The sequence below is a fragment of the Pseudomonas sp. NBRC 111124 genome (assembly GCF_001320245.1).
Lineage (GTDB): Bacteria > Pseudomonadota > Gammaproteobacteria > Pseudomonadales > Pseudomonadaceae > Aquipseudomonas.
Genome location: NZ_BCBA01000043.1, coordinates 60,926 through 77,455, shown reverse-complemented (window position 1 = coordinate 77,455; position 16,530 = coordinate 60,926). Strand labels below are relative to the sequence as shown.

At 65.2% G+C, this 16,530-nt stretch carries 12 protein-coding genes; 5 read left to right on the top strand and 7 right to left on the bottom strand.

Features of this window, described 5'->3' with window-relative positions; genetic code table 11:
- Nucleotides 1-8 precede the first annotated feature (8 nt).
- The 4 genes from APH28_RS17840 to APH28_RS17825 are packed head-to-tail and all read left to right on the top strand — an operon-like array spanning nt 9 to nt 5,253.
- Nucleotides 9-1,583, top strand: a complete 1,575-nt coding sequence (locus tag APH28_RS17840) for an ABC transporter substrate-binding protein (protein WP_060511608.1) — start codon at nt 9-11, stop codon at nt 1,581-1,583.
- Nucleotides 1,576-2,652 carry an ABC transporter permease gene (locus APH28_RS17835; RefSeq protein ID WP_060511606.1) on the top strand — a complete coding sequence of 359 codons (1,077 nt, stop codon included), beginning with the start codon at nt 1,576-1,578 and terminating at the stop codon, nt 2,650-2,652. The genes APH28_RS17840 and APH28_RS17835 overlap by 8 nt, the downstream gene beginning before the upstream one ends.
- Nucleotides 2,645-3,472, top strand: a complete 828-nt coding sequence (locus APH28_RS17830; protein ID WP_060511604.1) for an ABC transporter permease — start codon at nt 2,645-2,647, stop codon at nt 3,470-3,472. Before APH28_RS17835 ends, APH28_RS17830 begins: the two co-directional genes overlap by 8 nt.
- Entirely contained in the window at nt 3,469-5,253 is a 1,785-nt protein-coding gene (locus APH28_RS17825) for an ABC transporter ATP-binding protein (protein WP_060511602.1), read from the top strand. The genes APH28_RS17830 and APH28_RS17825 overlap by 4 nt, the downstream gene beginning before the upstream one ends.
- Before the next feature lie 60 nt (nt 5,254-5,313).
- Here the strand turns inward: APH28_RS17825 and APH28_RS17820 are convergent, their stop codons facing one another.
- The 6 genes from APH28_RS17820 to APH28_RS17795 form a co-directional block, all read right to left on the bottom strand.
- Nucleotides 5,314-6,402 (bottom strand): LLM class flavin-dependent oxidoreductase, encoded by a 1,089-nt coding sequence (locus APH28_RS17820; RefSeq protein WP_060511600.1) that lies wholly within the window; start codon nt 6,400-6,402, stop codon nt 5,314-5,316.
- Between the two features lie 26 nt (nt 6,403-6,428).
- Nucleotides 6,429-9,005: a TonB-dependent siderophore receptor gene (locus APH28_RS17815; protein WP_060511598.1), complete on the bottom strand. Its 2,577-nt coding sequence runs from the start codon at nt 9,003-9,005 to the stop codon at nt 6,429-6,431.
- Nucleotides 9,006-9,189: 184 nt separating this feature from the next.
- A complete protein-coding gene (locus APH28_RS17810) occupies nt 9,190-10,743 on the bottom strand; it encodes an ABC transporter substrate-binding protein (protein ID WP_060511596.1) in 1,554 nt (517 codons plus the stop codon).
- Nucleotides 10,744-10,747: 4 nt separating this feature from the next.
- Nucleotides 10,748-11,947 carry an LLM class flavin-dependent oxidoreductase gene (locus APH28_RS17805; RefSeq protein WP_060511593.1) on the bottom strand — a complete coding sequence of 400 codons (1,200 nt, stop codon included), beginning with the start codon at nt 11,945-11,947 and terminating at the stop codon, nt 10,748-10,750.
- A gap of 12 nt (nt 11,948-11,959) precedes the next feature.
- Entirely contained in the window at nt 11,960-13,183 is a 1,224-nt protein-coding gene (locus APH28_RS17800) for a lipase family protein (protein ID WP_060511591.1), read from the bottom strand.
- Between the two features lie 11 nt (nt 13,184-13,194).
- The gene (locus APH28_RS17795; RefSeq protein WP_060511588.1) at nt 13,195-14,268 is read right to left on the bottom strand and encodes an ABC transporter substrate-binding protein; all 1,074 of its coding nucleotides are present in this window, start codon (nt 14,266-14,268) and stop codon (nt 13,195-13,197) included.
- A 295-nt stretch (nt 14,269-14,563) separates the two neighbouring features.
- Between APH28_RS17795 and APH28_RS17790 the strand changes: the two genes are divergently transcribed.
- Nucleotides 14,564-15,646, top strand: a complete 1,083-nt coding sequence (locus tag APH28_RS17790; RefSeq protein ID WP_060511586.1) for a sigma-54-dependent Fis family transcriptional regulator — start codon at nt 14,564-14,566, stop codon at nt 15,644-15,646.
- Nucleotides 15,647-15,677: 31 nt separating this feature from the next.
- On the opposite strand, the gene APH28_RS17785 is transcribed toward APH28_RS17790, so the two are convergent.
- The gene (locus tag APH28_RS17785; RefSeq protein WP_060511585.1) at nt 15,678-16,487 is read right to left on the bottom strand and encodes an alpha/beta fold hydrolase; all 810 of its coding nucleotides are present in this window, start codon (nt 16,485-16,487) and stop codon (nt 15,678-15,680) included.
- Between the last annotated feature and the right edge of the window lie 43 nt (nt 16,488-16,530).

Below are 16,530 nucleotides of genomic sequence, written 5' to 3'. Positions count from 1 at the left end.
AGAGGGCAATGAGCGAGCTGTTTTCGCGCCGGGTGTTTCTCGGCAACAGCCTGGCCGTGGGTGGCAGCCTGCTGCTCGGCGGCGGGCTGCTCAGTGGCTGTGACGCCAGCGCGCCGGCCGCCGCCAGCGCGCAGCTGCCGGGCACGCCCGTGCGTGGTGGGCGCCTGCGGGTGGGTATTATCGATGGCGACCAGGCCGGCAACCTCGATGCACATAAGCCGGTTGGCGGCGGGATCATCCGCGGCTGGGCGCTGTACGCCAAGTTCTGGGAATGGAACGCCGATGTCAGCACACGCCTGGCCCTGGCCGAATTTGCCGAGCCGAACGCCGATGCCAGCGCCTGGACCATCCGCCTGAAGCCTGGGCTGGAGTTCCACCATGGCAAAACCATCGGCGCCGACGACATGCTGTTCTCGATCCTGCGCCTGACCGACCCGCAACTGGCCTCGCCGTTCGCCGGGCTGGTCGGCGCCATCGACCGGCAGGCGTTGCGCAAGCTGGATGAGCGCACCATCGAAATCCGTTTCAAGCAGGGGCAGAGTTTCTACCCGCTGGATGAAACGCTGATCAGTTTCGGCGGCATCGTGCCTACCGACTACCACCCGCTGACCAACCCGGTCGGTGCCGGGCCTTACCGGCTGAAAAGCTTCATTCCCGGCCAGCGCTCGCTCTACAGCCGCTTCGAAAACTACTACAAGCCCAACCGGCCCTATGCCGATGAGCTGGAAATCATCGAGTTCAAGGACCAGGTGTCGCGGGCAGCAGCCCTGCGCGCCGGGCAGATCGACGTGGCCAGTGGCGTGCAGGCCGAGCACAGCGCGCTGCTCAAGGCCGACCCACGGTTGCGCCTGTATGCCTCGCCCACCACGTCGTTCACCGGCTTCAACCTGAACGTGGCCAAGGCGCCGTTCCAGGATGTGCGCGTGCGCCAGGCGTTTCGCCTGCTCGCCGACCGCCAGGAACTGATAGCGCGTGGGTTGAACGGCTTTGGCCGCGTCGCCAACGACCTGTATTCGCCGCATGACCCTACCTACAACCACAGCATCGCCCAGCGCCCGTACGACCTGGACCAGGCCCGTTCGCTGCTGCGCCAGGCCGGGCACAGCGACCTGCGCGTCGAGCTCACCACCCCACCCGGGCCGGGTGTCAACGCCGCGCTGGTCTTCGCCCAGCAGGCCTTGAAAGCCGGGGTGCAGGTGAAGGTCAATCAGGTCGATGGCTCGGTGTTCAATGGGCCGCAACGCGAGCAATGGCAGTTGTCGCCGGGCTCGACCCCAGCACGCGGCTTTCTGGCCTCGGCGCTGCATAACGACGCGCCGCAGGCCATCTACAACCGCAGCAATTTCCATGACCCGCGCTTTACCGAACTGTTCCAGCAGGCCTTGGCCCAGCCCGACCTTGCGCAGCGCAAGGCCTTGGTGCACGAAGCCCAGGCCATCCAGCACGAACGTGGCGGGTTGCTGATCTGGGGCTTCTCCGACGTGCTCGACGCAGCGTCCGCCAAGGTCGGCGGGTTCGCCCCGGAACAGACCACTTTCGCCTCCTGGCGCTTTGACGAACTCTGGTTGAACCCCAATGCCTGACACTCAGCACACCCCCCGCACGCCGGCCTGGCTGGCCTGGTTCCTCGGGCGCCTCGGTTACGGGGTGCTCACCGCCTGGGTGATCAGCCTGGTGGTGTTCATCGCCACCCAGGCGCTGCCATCGGACCCGGCACGGGTGATTCTTGGCCCGGATGCGCCACTGGAAAGCATCCTCACCCTGCAACGGCAACTGGGCCTCGACCAGCCGATCCTGCTGCAGTACCTGCGTTGGCTGGGCGCGGCCTTGCGCGGCGACCTGGGTGTTTCGCTGGACTCCCAGCTGCCGGTGGCGCAGCTGCTGTTCGGCCGCCTCGGCCATACCCTGGCCTTGCTGGCCGGGGTGCTGGCGCTGGTGGTGCCATTGGCGCTGCTGCTGGGGGTGAGCCTGGCCCTGCGCCGCGACAGCCGGCTGGACCGCTGGGGGCTGTCGGCGTTGATCCTGCTCAAGGCCACCCCGGGTTTTCTGCTGGCCATCGGCCTGGTGATGCTGTTTTCCATGCCGGGCATGGGCTGGCTGCCGGCGGTGTCGATCCTTGACCCGCAATTGCCGTTGTGGCGCCAGTGGCCGTCGCTGGTGCTGCCGGTGGTGGCGCTGAGCCTGTCGGCGCTGCCGTACCTCACGCGCATGGTGCGGGCGTCGATGATCGAGGCGCTGGAGTCCGACTTTGTAATAGCCGCGCGCCTGCGTGGCATTCCCGAGCGGCGCATCATCTGGCGGCACACTTTGCCCAATGCCCTGACCCCGGCGATCCAGGGTGTAGCCCTGACCCTGCGCACCTTGGTCGGTGGCGCGTTGCTGGCCGAGGTGATTTTCAGTTACCCGGGCATCGGCACCGCACTGAACGCGGCGATCCAGATGCGCGACCTGCCGATGATCCAGGGCGTGGTGCTGGTCATCACCCTGGCGGTGGTGCTGATCAACCTGCTGGCCGACCTGCTGACCGTATTGCTGACCCCCAAACTGCGTACCGCCCGCCGCGTGCGGATGATCCGCCGTATCCGCCGCGGCATCCGCCCGTGGTGGCGACGTGTGCGCAGCACCCCTGCCCAGGAGGCAACCCATGACTGATTCCCGTTGGCTGGCCGAGCCGCAGATCCGCCGTGGCGCGGTGATTACCGTGCTGGTGGCGCTGCTGGCGGTGCTGGGCCCCTGGCTGGCGCCGCATGCGCCCACGGCCATGGTCGGGCCTGTGTATGGCCCGCCGGCTGCCGGGGCGCCGCTGGGGCATGATTTTCTCGGCCATGACCTGCTGTCGCGGCTGCTCAGTGGTGGCCTGTCGGTACTGTGGATGTCCGTGGCGGCAGCCACCCTGGCCTTGCTGGCAGGCGGTAGCCTGGGCCTGCTGGCCGGGTTCTCGCGGCGGCGCCTGGACCAGGCAATCAGCTGGGCGGCGGATGTGTCGCTGGCGTTTCCTGACCTGATTCTGGTGCTGCTGATCGTGTCCATGCTCGGCCGGGCGCCGTGGCTGATCGTGCTGACGGTGGCCATTGCCTTCACCCCCGGGGTGATTCGCCTGGCCCGGGGCAGCGCGGTGGCGGTGGCCGGGCAGGAGTTTGTCGAGGCGGCACAGATGATGGGGTACCCGCGCTGGCGCATTCTGTTCCTGGAGATCCTGCCGAACATCCTCACGCCGTTGCTGGTGCACTTCGGCAACATGCTGACCTGGGCGGTAGGCATGTTGTCGGGCTTGAGTTTTCTCGGTTACGGGGTGGCGCCACCGGCTGCCGACTGGGGCTTGATGATCAATGAAAACCAGGCCGGGCTGCTGGTGCAGCCGTGGGCCGTGCTGGCGCCGGCGCTGCTGATCGGGGTGTTTGCCTATGGCACCAACATCCTGGCCGAGGGCATTGGCCGGGCCAGTGCGCGGATTGGGGAGAAAGCGTCATGAATGCACCGCTGAATGCCGTGAGTGAAGTGTTGCGGGTCAGTGACCTGCGGGTAGAGCTGGCCGGGCAGGTCGATGTGTTGGCCGGGGTTTCCTTCAGCCTGGCAGCTGGCGAGATTGTCGGCCTGGTCGGTGAGTCCGGTTCGGGCAAGACCACCTTGGCCACGGCATTGCTGCGCCATGCCCGGCAGGGTGCACACATTGTTGGCGGGCACGTGGTGGTGACCGGGCAATCGCTGCTCGAACTCGAGGGCGAGGCCTTGCGCCTGGCCCGTGGCGGGCTGGTCGGCTATGTGGCCCAGGACCCGGCCACCGCACTGAACCCGGCGTTGCGTCTGGGGCCCTTGCTGCGTGAAGCGCTGTTGGCGCACCAGCCCGCGCTGTCGCGTGATGCGGTGCGCCAGCGCATCGGCCAAACCCTGCTGGAGGTTGGGCTGCCCGATGACGACGCCTTCCTGCGGCGGTTCCCGCATCAACTGTCTGGCGGGCAGCAACAGCGCATGATGCTCGCGCTTGCGTTCGTCTTGCGGCCCCGACTTATCGTGCTCGATGAGCCCACCACTGCACTGGACGTGACCACCCAGGCCCATGTGCTGCAGACCCTCAAGCGCCTGTGCCGTGACCAAGGTGTAGCGGCACTGTACGTTACCCATGACCTGGCGGTGGTACGTGACCTGGTTGACCGGGTGATGGTGATGTACGCCGGGCGCCTGGTGGAAGTGGCGGGGCGCGAGGCGATGTTTCGCGCACCGCGGCACCCCTACACGCGCGCATTGCTTGCGGCCATTCCCGACATCGCCCGGCGCCAGCCGTTGCAGGCGATTGCCGGGCACGCCCCGGCACCGGGGCAGCGCCCGGCCGGCTGTGCCTTTGCGCCGCGCTGCGGCAGGCGTCGCGCAGAGTGTTCAGTGATCGAGCCGTCGTTGCAGGCACACGACGGCGGGCATCAGGTGGCGTGCCTGGTGCCGCACCGCGAGCCGCTGCCCATTGGAGGTGTGGCTATCGAGGCGGCTGCTGCGCCGGGCGAAGCGATGTTGCTGGAAGTTCGGGGCCTGGATGTCGCCTACGATCGCCAGGTGCTGTTCGATGTTTCCCTGCGGGTTGGGCAAGGCGAGTGCCTGGCGCTGGTGGGCGAGTCGGGTTCGGGCAAGACCAGCCTGGCCCGGGCCATTGCCGGGCTCGGCGACAACGTTCAAGGGCAAATGAGCTACGCCGGCGAGCCTCTGGCGTTTGCCGCGCGCGAACGTGATGCCCGGCTGCGTCACCAGATCCAGTATGTGTTCCAGAACCCGTACCGGGCCCTGAACCCAAGACAGACAGTCGGGCAAACCCTCAGCGCGCCGTTGGCGCACTTTTTCGGGGTGCGTGGTGCTGAAGCACGTCAGCGGGTCGAGGCCGTGCTGGAGCGGGTGTCGCTGCCGGCACGCGTAGCCGATTTGTACCCGCATAGCTTGTCGGGCGGTGAGCGCCAGCGGGTGGCGATTGCCCGAGCGTTGATCTGCGAGCCGAAGTTGCTGGTGTGTGACGAAATCACCTCGGCGCTGGATGTGTCGGTGCAAGCATCGATTCTGGCGTTGCTGCAGCGGCTGCAGCAAGAGGGGCTGACCTTGCTATTCGTCACCCATGACCTCGGTGTGGTGCGGGCAATTGCCGACCGGGTATTGGTACTGCGTCAGGGGCGGGTGGTGGAGCAGGGCGCTGCCGGGCAGGTGCTTGGGCAACCGGTTGACGCGTATACCCGCACGCTGGTGGAGCATTCGCCCAGGTTGCGTGTCGGCCTCTAAATGCATGCCTTGGGGTTGCACCTGGCAACCCAGATGCAACCCCAAGGCTTTACCGCACCCTCAGTCCACGAACCGGGCCTGCCGCCGCCGTACTTCCTCACGCACCGCGGGAATTACCCAGCGGCCATAATCCACCGTGTCATACAGCGGGTCATAGCCTCGGTTGAGAAAAGTAGTCACTCCCAGGTCGACATAATCGAGCAATGCCTGGGCCACGGTTTCCGGCGTGCCTACCAACGCGGTGGTATCGCCATAGGCCCCCACCGCAGTCGCCGTCGGCATCCACAGCGCCCGATCATGCCGGTCGGCGCGGGCGGCGGCGGCGAGCAAACGTTCGGAACCGGTGCCCTTGATGCGCTTCTGCCAAGGGCTATCTGCGGCAAACTGTGGGTTGGCCTTGATCTGCGCGAGGATCTGTTCGGCACGCTGCCAGGCCTGGTCCTCGGTGGCCGCCAAAATCAGCCGCACCGACAAACTGACCCTTGGCGCTGCCACGCCCGCAGCGTGCGCAGCAGCCTTGAGTTTGCCGATCTGTTCGGCAACGCCGCTCAGCGGCTCACCCCACAGGGCATACAGATCCGCATGCTTGACGGCAATCTGGTAGGCGATGTCGGACGAGCCGCCGAAGGAAATCGGTATATGCGGCTGCTGCAGCGGCTTCACCGGTGAAAAGGCGTCTTTGATGTTGAAGTAGCGGCCCTCGAAGTCGAACGGTTCTTCGGCAGTCCAGGTACGACGGACAATCTCAAGGTACTCGTCGGCACGCCGGTAGCGCTCGGTCTTGTCGAGCAGGGTGTCCCCCTCTTGCGGTTCGGCGGTGATTCCGGTGATCGCATGCAGGCGGATGCGCCCACCGCCGGTGGTGTGGTCGAGGGTGGCGAATGCCCGTGCAGCCACCGTCGGCGCGGTCAGGGCCGGGCGGTGGGCGATCATGAAACCAAGGCGTTCGGTGTGCGCCGCAGCGTAAGCGGCAATCTGCAGGCTGTCGGCGCTGCCGGGGCCGCTGGCAATCAGTACGCGGTCGAAGCCGGCATGCTCATGGGCACGGGCGTGGTGACGGATGAACGGCAGGTCGAAGTCCGGCGTGCGTACGCCACGGGTTTCGGACCATTGGCGGGGGAAGATCATGCCGACAAATTCAATGGACATGGCAAAGGCCTTTCAGGTTGAGGGGGTCAGAACTGGTAATCGACCTGGGCCAGCAGCGTGCGGCCCGGCATCGGTTGCAGGAAGGTATTGGTGGAACCTGCCAGGCCACTGACAAAATTCAGCTCGTCGGTGACGTTGAGCATGCGCACCGTCACGCCCCACTGCGGCTGGCGGTAATACACGGCAAGGTCAAGGTTGTATTCGTCTGGCACTTTCACCGTCTTGCTCAGGTTCAGGTACCAACTGCTGGTCCACCAGCCGGAAAGCTCGACGCCAAACCCTGAGTCAAAGCGGTAGTCGACATACCCACCGGCGTTGTACTCGGGGATCTGCACGGCATCGAACTTGCCCGACGGGCGCTGGTTGAGGCTGTTGTTGTCGCCGAAAACGGTGCCGTTGTCAGGGACGAAGCCGGCCGAGGCGAACCCGGACTGGCTGGTGAACTCGTTGTACGCGCTGATGCGGCTGAGGTTGAGGCCACTGCGCAGGTTCTGGTCCTGATAGCGCAAGGTCGCTTCCCAGCCTTTGACGATCAACCGGGCAATGTTGTTGTTGCTGTCCGGTGCCTGGTCGCGGGCTTGGCGGTAGGCCGCCAGGGTCAGGAACAGCTGGTCGGGCACGGCTTCCACTTTCACGCCCACTTCATGCAGCACGCTCAGGCTCTCGAAGGCCAGCGGGTTGAGCAGGTTGGCCCCCGTGCCGCTACCCCAGCCCAGGCCGTTGGTGAAAAAACCAGTGTTCACCGCCAGAGAGCGGTCGAAGGTGTAGTACAGGGTGCTGTTTTCGGTGGGTTTGACGTAGGGACTGACCTGCACCGAGAACAACCGGTAGTTGTTCGAGTCCTTGCGCGGGTTGCCGCCCGGCAGCACGAAGGGGTTCTCGATACGCGCGTCGATCCAGCTGCGGCTCGCGCCGATGTTCAGGCCCACATGCTCGCCAAGGCGCAGGTTGTGCTGGCTGAACAGGGTTTTGGTGGTCCAGGTGCTGTCGGCGGTGTACGGCGCCACCGATTCGGCGTACAGGCCATGGCCGGCCGGGTACATGGCAGGCAGGTTGAGCCAGCCGTAGTAGCTGGAAAATTGCGGCACGCCGGGTTGGCCGATCCACGCAGCGTTGCCGCCGGCCGGGTTGCGCCCGGCCAGGCCAAGGAGGTCGCCAGGGTTTTTCAAGGTCGGGTCGAGGGTCAGGTCATAGGCGTTGATGGTGCTGCCGAAGTTGTTGTTGGCAGCGATCGATTCGTTGCGCTCGCGGCGGTAGATCAGCCCGCTGTTGCTATCGTCGACCAAGGCCAGGTCGCCCAGCTGCCACTGACCGCGGGCGCGGAACTCGAAGCGGTTGTCGAAGATGTCGTCTTTGCCTTGCACCTGGAACGCGCCCACCGCATCGGTGGTGTCGGTGGAGTGCTGGAAGAAGGTGCTGTTGGCCAGGGTGATCGACGGGCTCAGGTCGCCTTCGACGCGCAGTTGCGTGGTAAAGCGCCGCGAGCGGTTTTCATCCTGCGCGCGCTGGCCGGTCTGTGACGACAGCGAGGTCTGGCCGTTGCCCGCCAGTGACGGGTCGTAGACCCAGCCACGCAGGCTGCCGGGGTTGGCCTGGGTGTTGGGCGAAGCGCCCTGGAAACTGCCATCGACCACCGCGTACTGGCCCTGGGCATTGCGCTGGCGTTGCACCCAGCCCAGCACCTGCGCGTCGGCGGCACCGGAGGACAGCACCGGCGACCACAGCGTGTTGCCGTTCTGAATGATCGGCGTGGCGCGCCCGGCAGCGTACTTGCCGTGGTCGACCAGGTCCTGTGTAGCGCGGTTCCAGCCATGGGTGATGTTGTAGTCGTAGTAGTCGTCATAGGCGGCGTTCCAGTCCACCCGCAGGTTGTCGTTGCGCCAGGCGAGGGCGCCATAGAAGGCATCGAAATTGTTCTCGACGTTATCGTAGAAGTCCTCCTGGCGCTGGCGGGTGATGCTCACCCGGTAGGCCAGGTTGTCGCTCAGCGGGCCGGTGTTGTCGATGCTGAACTTGCGGGCATCGCGCGATTCGCCGTCGGGGATCCAGCTGCCGATCTCCCCACTGAGTTTGGTCCGGAAGCGGTTGAAATCGGGTTTCTTGCTCAGGTAGTTGATGTAGCCGCCGCTGCCACTGACCGAGCCGTAGGTGACCGACGATGGCCCCGCGACGATGTCGGCGCCCTCGTAGGCATTGAAGTTGGCCGGGTGGCGTACGCCATAGGCGCGCTGGCCGTCCTGGAACACTTCGCTGTTCTGCCCGCGCATCTGCGGGGCGATGCCGGCGTTCTGGCCGCCGCCACGGGTAATGCCGGGGGCGTACTTGACCAGGTCATCGGAACTGCGGATCGGGTCACGGGCCAGTTGCTCGGCGTTGATCTGCGTGACCGAGCGTGGGGTGTCGAGCACCTTGGCTTCCAGGCCTCCGTAGATCGAGGCGGGTGGGCGCGTGGGCAGGGCGTCGTCGTCGGCCTGTTCGGCTTGCACGGTGACGGTTTGCAGCTGGGTGTCTTCGGCCTGCGCCAGCGGTGCGCTGGCGGTGAGGATGGCCAGCGCCAGGGCGCTGGGCTGGAATTTGGGGTGCAGCAAGGTAACGCGGGGCATTGGCTGGGCCTCGTTGGATAAGGTATTGGGGAGAAGCGAGGGCGCAGCCGCGCCTGCGGTTATGGGTTGCTGGGCCCCTGTGGGAGCGGGCGTGCCCGCGAAGAATCCACCGCGGTAGGTGGCCAGGGCTTCGCCCTGGTTCGCGGGCGTGCCCGCTCCCACAGAAGAGTGTGTTGGCCCGCGGTCAGCTCTTTAGCCACAAGCTCTCGAACCGCCAGGTACTGAACAGTGACTGCTCGGCCTGCGCGCCACCCACGCGGGTGCTGACGCTGTCGAGCAGGTCGGCAAAACCCCAGATCAACATGCCGCCCCGTTCGTACTGGATACGTTGCGCGCGGTGCACCAGCGCCTTGCGTTGTTTCAGGTCCGGCTGGGCCATGGCGCCAAGGAAGGCCTCGCTGAATTCGCGGTCGTGGAAGTGGGTCTTGTTGGCCACGGCAAACGGCGCGTCGGTATGGATGGCACTGGCCAGGAACGGTGCACCGATGCTGCCACCGGTACTCAAGGTCCAGTCGTCGCGCTGCGGGCCCTGGAAGGTCGCCAGGTCGACCTGGCGCACGTTGAGGGTGACACCGATGCGCCGCGCCTGTTCGGCCAGCACCAGCGCTGAAGCCAGCCCCGGCCCTGGCGTGGTCACCAGTTCCACCTGCAACTGCGCGTGGCCGGCGTCGCGCAGCAACTGCGCAGCGCGCTGCGGGTCATGCGGGCGCGGGCCGATGCTGTGGTCGAAGGTGGGGTCGAACGGTGCATACAGGTCGTTGGCCACCCGGCCCTGGCCGTTCAGCGCACGGCGCACCAGCTGGTCACGGTCGGCCAGCAGGCGCAATGCCTGACGCACCCGTGGGTCGTCGAACGGCGGCTTGGCCGTGTTCATGTCGAACGACAACCAGTTACCGCTTACCGACTTCAGCAGGCGCAAACGTGGGTCGGCCTGCAGCACCTGCAGGTGTTCGGTGGACATCACGTTGGCCATGTCGATCTGCCCGGCACGCAATGCCGCCAGGCGGCCGGTCTGGTCCTTGAAATCGATGATCTCCAGTTCATCGGCGTAGGGTTTGCCGGGCTTGTAGTAGTTGTCAAAGCGGGTGAACAGCGAACGCTGGCCGGGGGTAAAGCTCTTCATTTTGTAAGGCCCGGCACCGACCGGGTTGGTCACCGGGTGGTAGTCCACTGGCACGATCCCGCCGAAGTTGACCCAGGTTTCCGGCAGGGGCAGGTAGCTGCGCCCTTCACGGAAGCCCAGGCGCACGGTGCGCTCATCGAGCTTGACCAGGTTGTCGCGGTCGACCCAGTGCAGCAGCGCCGCGTAGGGCGAGGCCAGTTGCGGGTCGGTCAGGCGGCGGATGGAGAAGATCAGGTCGTCGGCGTCGATGGTCTTGCCATGGTGGAACTCAAGGCCTGGCTTGAGCCGCAGCGTCCAACTGCTGGCATCGGCATTGGGCTCGGCGAACTCGGCCAAGGCCAGACGCGGTTGCATCTGCTCGTCCCATTCCCACAGTTTGCTGTACAGGGCAAAGCCACGGACGATGCCGCTACCGACGGGTTTGTGAGCATCGAGGTTGCCGCTCTGGTTACCGTCGATGATGCCCAGCCGCAGGCGCCCGCCATGGCGCGGCTGGTCGGCTGCGCCAGGGTTCGGGCTGTCGGCCGGGCCGCAGCCGACCAGCGCAGCGCCAGCCAGTACGCCCGCGTGGCCGAGGAAGCTGCGCCGGCTCAATGGGTATCCGTCCCAGGCCATGGCGTCAGGCTCCGTTGCTGGCGTGCAGTTGCACAGGTGCTACGGGCTGACGGGCAAGGGGGGCACGCTGCTCGCGGAAGTGCGGCAGGATGTGTTCGCCAATGCGGTAGGCCTCTTCCAGGTGTGGGTAGCCGGCCAGGAAGAACAGGTCGACACCGACGCCCTGGTACTCGCGGATGCGCGCAACCACATTGGCGTAGCTGCCCACCAGCGCACAGCCCGGCGGGATGCCGATGTAGCCGAAACCGGTCCACACGTTGGGGTGGATGAAGAAATCGTCGAAGGCCTTCGCCTCGTTCTGGTCGCCGTAGCCGTGCTCGTAGCTCAGCTTGCGCGCCGTGCGCAGGCCGGCGTGGGCGGCGCGGGCCTTGACCGTACCTTTGGCCACGCCTTCGTCGAAGAAACGCTTGGCCTCGGCCAGCGCCGCCTCTTCGCTGTCGCGGGTGATCACGTCGATGGACAGGCCAAAGCGGATATCGCTGCGCCCCCACTTCAGCGCGCGGGCACGGATGTCGGCGATCAACGCAGCGATCTCGTCCGGGTGTTCGGCGCGCATCAGGTAATAGTCGGCATGCTTGGCGGCAAACTCGCGCGCCGCCACCGACGAGCCGGCCGTGCAGATCAGCGGCAACTCGGCCTTTTTCAGCGGGCCACGCAGGCCGCCGCCTTCGGCCCGGTAATAGGCGCCTTCATAGTGGAACTGCTCGTTGTCCCAATAGCCGCGCACCACGTCCATGAACTCGGTGGCGCGTGCGTAGCGCTGGTCGTGGTCTTCAAAGTCGCCGACCTGGCGCTGGAGGGCATCCGAGCCGCCATTGATGATGTTCCACACCAGGCGGTTGCCGGTGGCGCGCTGGTAGGTCGCGGCTTGCTGCACGGCCACCCAGGGCGTGTAGTGGTAGGGCTGGAAGGCGGTGACGAACTTCAGCGTGCGGGTTTCCCGGGCCAGCAGCGAGCATACAGTCCAGGGCTCTTCGCCGGTGGGCGCGTTGACCATCAGCGCGCCGCCGAAGCCGTTGATTTCAGCAGCACGGGCGATTTGCCCGAGGTAGTCGATGTAGGTGAAATGATCGCCGACGGCAAAGCCTGATACGGCGCCGGTACTGGGGCCACCGGCGTGCCAGTCGCCACGGTTGCGCGGGTCGCCGGGAAGGAACTGGGTTTCGCCGTGCAGGGGCAGGCGGGTGAAGAATTCGATGCTCATGGCCTGTGCTCCTTACTGAACGCTAGGGCTGCAATTGGGGGTGACCGGCTGGCCGCTGATGACCTGGCGGGCGAAGGGGATGGAGTCCTTGAGTGAGGCATTCACCGTTTCGCTGTGGCCCAGGCCCTTGTACAGGTGGCCCTGTACCACCGAGCCGGCCTTGCAGGCGTCCTGCATCAGCGCTACCTGGGTGGCGGCAGCGGGGGTCTTGTCCTCGGCTCCGGTGCCGATGAAGATCGGCTGGGCCAGTTTCAGGGTCGGGTACGAAACCTGCGCCAGCCATGGCTTGAGCTGGTCGCCCTGGTAGTCTTTCTTGGCGTTGGCCGGGGTCAGGCCGGTACCGACCACATCGCTGACCAGCGCCGACAGGCAGCTGCTGCGCGCCTGCTCGAACAGCGGCAGGGCCTTGTCGGTGTAGAAGTCGCGTGGGTCGATGCTCGGGTCGTACTGTTGAGCCGCGAGCAGGGTGTAGAAGCCGTAGGCGAGGGCGGGGTCGACCTTGTCCTGATCCTGTTCGCCAACGTTCTTTGAACCCACGGTGTAGATCACCCCAGTGCCGATGCTGCCCTTGACCCCGAGTTTTGGTGCATACGTGGCCGCATAGGCCCCGGCGGCGAAGGCGCCGGCACCGCCCTGGGACTGGCCGATGATCAGCACCTTGTCGGCCAGCCCCGGTATGCCGGCGACCACGGCCTTGGCGGCATCGAGAATGCCGTAGGCGGCCATGCGGTTGTTCAGTAGCGGGTGACCGCCCGGCACACCCAGGCCCTGGTAATCGGTGGCGACAATGGCATAGCCCTCGTCCAGCCAGCGGTTGAGGTACTGCACATCGCGGTAGCTGCGCCCGGCCCACGACGGTGCGCAGATGTCTGCCACGCCGACGGTGCCATGGCCCCAGCTGGCGACCGGCCAGCCGCCTGCCGGCGCCTTGCCTTTGGGGATGAACAGCGCGCCGGAGACCACGATCGGCGTCTTGCCGTCGATGCCATCCAGCGAGGTGTAGAGGATGCGTTGCGCACTGGCCGCGTTGGGCAGGCTCAGCGCCTGCTCCAGCGGTTCGCTGCGCAGCAGCTTGCCGGGCGTGGCGGGGATGGCCTTGCTCCAGGTGTAGAAGGCCGAGACGCGGCCATCGCCTTGTTGCGGATCGGGCTTGGGGGCATAGGTTTCGGCAGCCAGGGCGCCGATGGACAGGGCCAGGGCGCTGATGCCGAAGACGAGCGAAGCAGGCAGTTTCATGGGTAAGGCTCTCAAGGTTGTTGGCTGATCTGGGCGTCGAGGGACGGCCAGTAGTGGGTCAGTTGCAGGTCGATCAGCGCCTGGCGGGTAAAGCCGGTGGCCAGGTCATGGGTGATGTCGTAGGGCGTGCGTATCAGCCGATTGGCCAGGGCGTACTGGGCGAGGGCGGCGTAGTGGGCCTTGAGCTGGGCATCGCTTTTCGGCGCCCAGCGCGCCTGCCACGCCACCGGGTCGTCCTGATCGTCACGGCGCAGTACGCTCTCGCTGACGCCGGCACGCGATGACAGCGCGTAGTAGGCGTCGCGGTGCTGTTCCTGGGAAATCCACCAGGCCGCGCGCACCCAGGCGGTTGCTACCAGTTGCGTGAGGTCGGCGTGCTGTTGCACGAAGCGGTCGGTGCCCCACAGGTCTGAAACCAGCCGCCAGTCGTTGGCGCCCTGTTTGCTCGACCAGAGAATGCGCGCCACACCCTTGTCTTCAAGGGCATAGGCTTCGTTGAGCAGCACGGCGGCATCGACTTTGCCGGCGGACACTGCGGCTGCGCCCACTTGCGGGTTGAGGTTGGCGATCTTGAAATCGCTCAGCTGCAGGCCCTGGCTTTGCAGGAAGTTGCTGAAGGCGAACTCCCATGGCCGGCCACGGTGAATGGCCAGGCGCTTGCCCTTGAGGTCGTGGATGCTGCGCACGCTGGAGTCACTGGGCACGACCAGGTAGATGTTGTTGCCGCTGCCGCCCGGCACCACCAGCTTGCCCGGCACCTGGCCGGCGCCGGCGATGACCGAGGGCAGGTCGCCGCGCACGGCAAAGTCCAGGCTGTCGTTGCTGAAGCCTTCGTTGATCTGCGGCCCTGCCCCGGCATGCGGCAGGGCGGTCCACTGCAGTTTCACGCCGCGGGCGGCCAGTTGCTGTTCCAGCCAGCCTTCTTCGATCACCCGCCCGGGAATGCCGCCGAACACCGGGGCACCGCCCTGGGTGAAGGCGACGATGGCGATGCGCACCGCCGCCGGTGGCTCGGCTGCCAGTGCAGCCAGGCTGAGGAACAGGCCGCCCAGCAGGGCGAGGGCATGACGCCAGGGATTGTTCATGTGCAGCTCCAGGCAAAGGTTTGTCAGGCCAGGAGCGAAATGCATGCCAGCCCGGTGAAAACTGGCTGCACGCCATGATTGGCGGGGCTTTCGGTCAGCTGTGGCAAGGGCGAGACCCGATAGGCCTGCTGATAGGCGGGCAGGTGAGTGCTGACGGGTTGCTGCTCCAGCAGCACTCGGTTGCTGAAAAGATCAGATATTCATAAATAGAATATATAAAGATTAATTAATAATTATTTGATCTAATTTGTTTCATGCACTATTGGCCAGCGCGTCAACTGCCAGGAATGCCCCTATGTCGCTGATCACCCACCCCAACGCCCGCGAGCTGACCAAGTCGGTGCGTGCCACCGTGCTCGTGTTCAAGGACCCGCGCTCGCAGGAACTGCTTAGCCGTATCGAGCGCTTGGCGCCCAGCGAGGCCAACACACTGATCATTGGCGAAACCGGCACCGGCAAGGAACTGGTCGCCCGGCATATCCATCACCTTAGCCGTCGTGGGCGTGAGCCATTCGTGGCGGTCAACTGCGGTGCCTTTGCCGAAACCCTGGTGGAGAGCGAGCTGTTCGGCCACGAAAAAGGTGCCTTCACCGGCGCAACGGCAAACAAGGCCGGCTGGTTCGAGGCGGCCAATGGCGGCACGCTGTTCCTCGACGAGATTGGTGATTTGCCGCTGAACATGCAGGTGAAGTTGTTGCGAGTACTGCAGGAACGCGAAGTCGTGCGCCTGGGGTCACGCACACCGATCCCGATCAACGTGCGGCTGGTGGCGGCGACCAACGTCAACCTGGCCGATGCGGTGGTGGCAGGGCATTTTCGTGAAGACCTGTTCTACCGCCTGCACGTTGCAACCATCCGCCTGCCGCCGCTGCGCGAGCGGCCGGGGGATATCCTGCCATTGGCGGAGTTCTTCATTGAGGAGCATTGCCGGCGCCTGGGTTACGAGCGTGCGTCGCTGAGCCCGGATGCTGAGCGCAAGTTGCTGGCGCACAGTTGGCCGGGCAACATCCGTGAGCTGGAAAATGCCATTCACCATGCATTGCTGGTGTGTCGCCAACAAAAGGTCGCACCTCAAGACTTGCATCTGGTGGACATGCGGCCACAGAGTTCGGCGGCCTTGGCAGTGTCGCAGCCTGGCCTGACATCGCCTGTCAATACAGCGCCCAGCTTGGAAAGTGCGTTATTGGCGTTGTTTGAACAGAATCTTCCCAACCTGTTTGATCACATCGAGGAAGTCGTTTTTCGAGAAGCGTATCGCTACTGTCACGGCAACCAACTGCAAACGGGACGATTGCTGGACATCAGTCGAAACATCGTCAGGGCACGACTGGAGAAGATCGGCGAATTGTCTAGTTCTGTACGAAATCCTGAGAACTGAACAGATCCCCCCCGGAAGCTGAAATTCCGTATCAGGTGCGGTCTTGCAATGCCTTGATGTGCTGCCACATCAGCGCCGGATTGGAATACATCGGGAAGTGGCCGCAATCGGGGATGCAAGCCAGTTGCACCCCTTGGGCCGCGATGTCGTCCAGATAGGAAAGGTGTGAGTTGGTGACGCCGTACATGTACTGGCGCGGGCAAGGCAGCGCCAGGAATTTCTCCATCAGCCCGCCGTTATCCGACAGCTCGACCATGGACTCGAAGATGCCGCGGACCGCCCCGGTGCGCACCTTGTGCGCCAGGCTGGCCGCATACAGCGCGCTGGCAGGATCAGCAGCAAGCCGGGTGCGTTCGACGAAGTCGCGGAAGAAGCGTGCATCATCCTCGCGTTGGTGATTATGGATCTGTCGGCTGAGGAAGCAATCCTCGGGCGCGATATTGCCCTCGATGTCGACGAAACTCAGCACGCGCTCTGGAGCTGCGTCAGCAAGCATCAGCCCGGTCAGGCCCCCCATGGAGTGACCGACCAGATGGAATCTGTCGACGCCGAAATGTGCCAGTACGGCCTGGGCTGTTTTCACCAGCAAGGGGATATTGATGCGAGAGAGATCGCTGCACTCGGTTTCACCGCAACCAGGCGCATCGTAGGCAATGAAGGGGTGGCCTTCGAATGCAGGCTGCAGGGTGATGTCGGCATAGTCTTCTTTGGTCGAACCGAACCCGTGCAGGAACAGAATAGGGGTTTTAGGACCGGATCGATGGATCACTGCCAGATCCAGCAACACGCCGTCGATGTTCAACGGCCATTTCTCGTGAGTGAAACGAGCAGGGTTTGCCACGGTGGGAACTCCTTCTACAGAGGCCTCAATGTCGGCCCAGCGC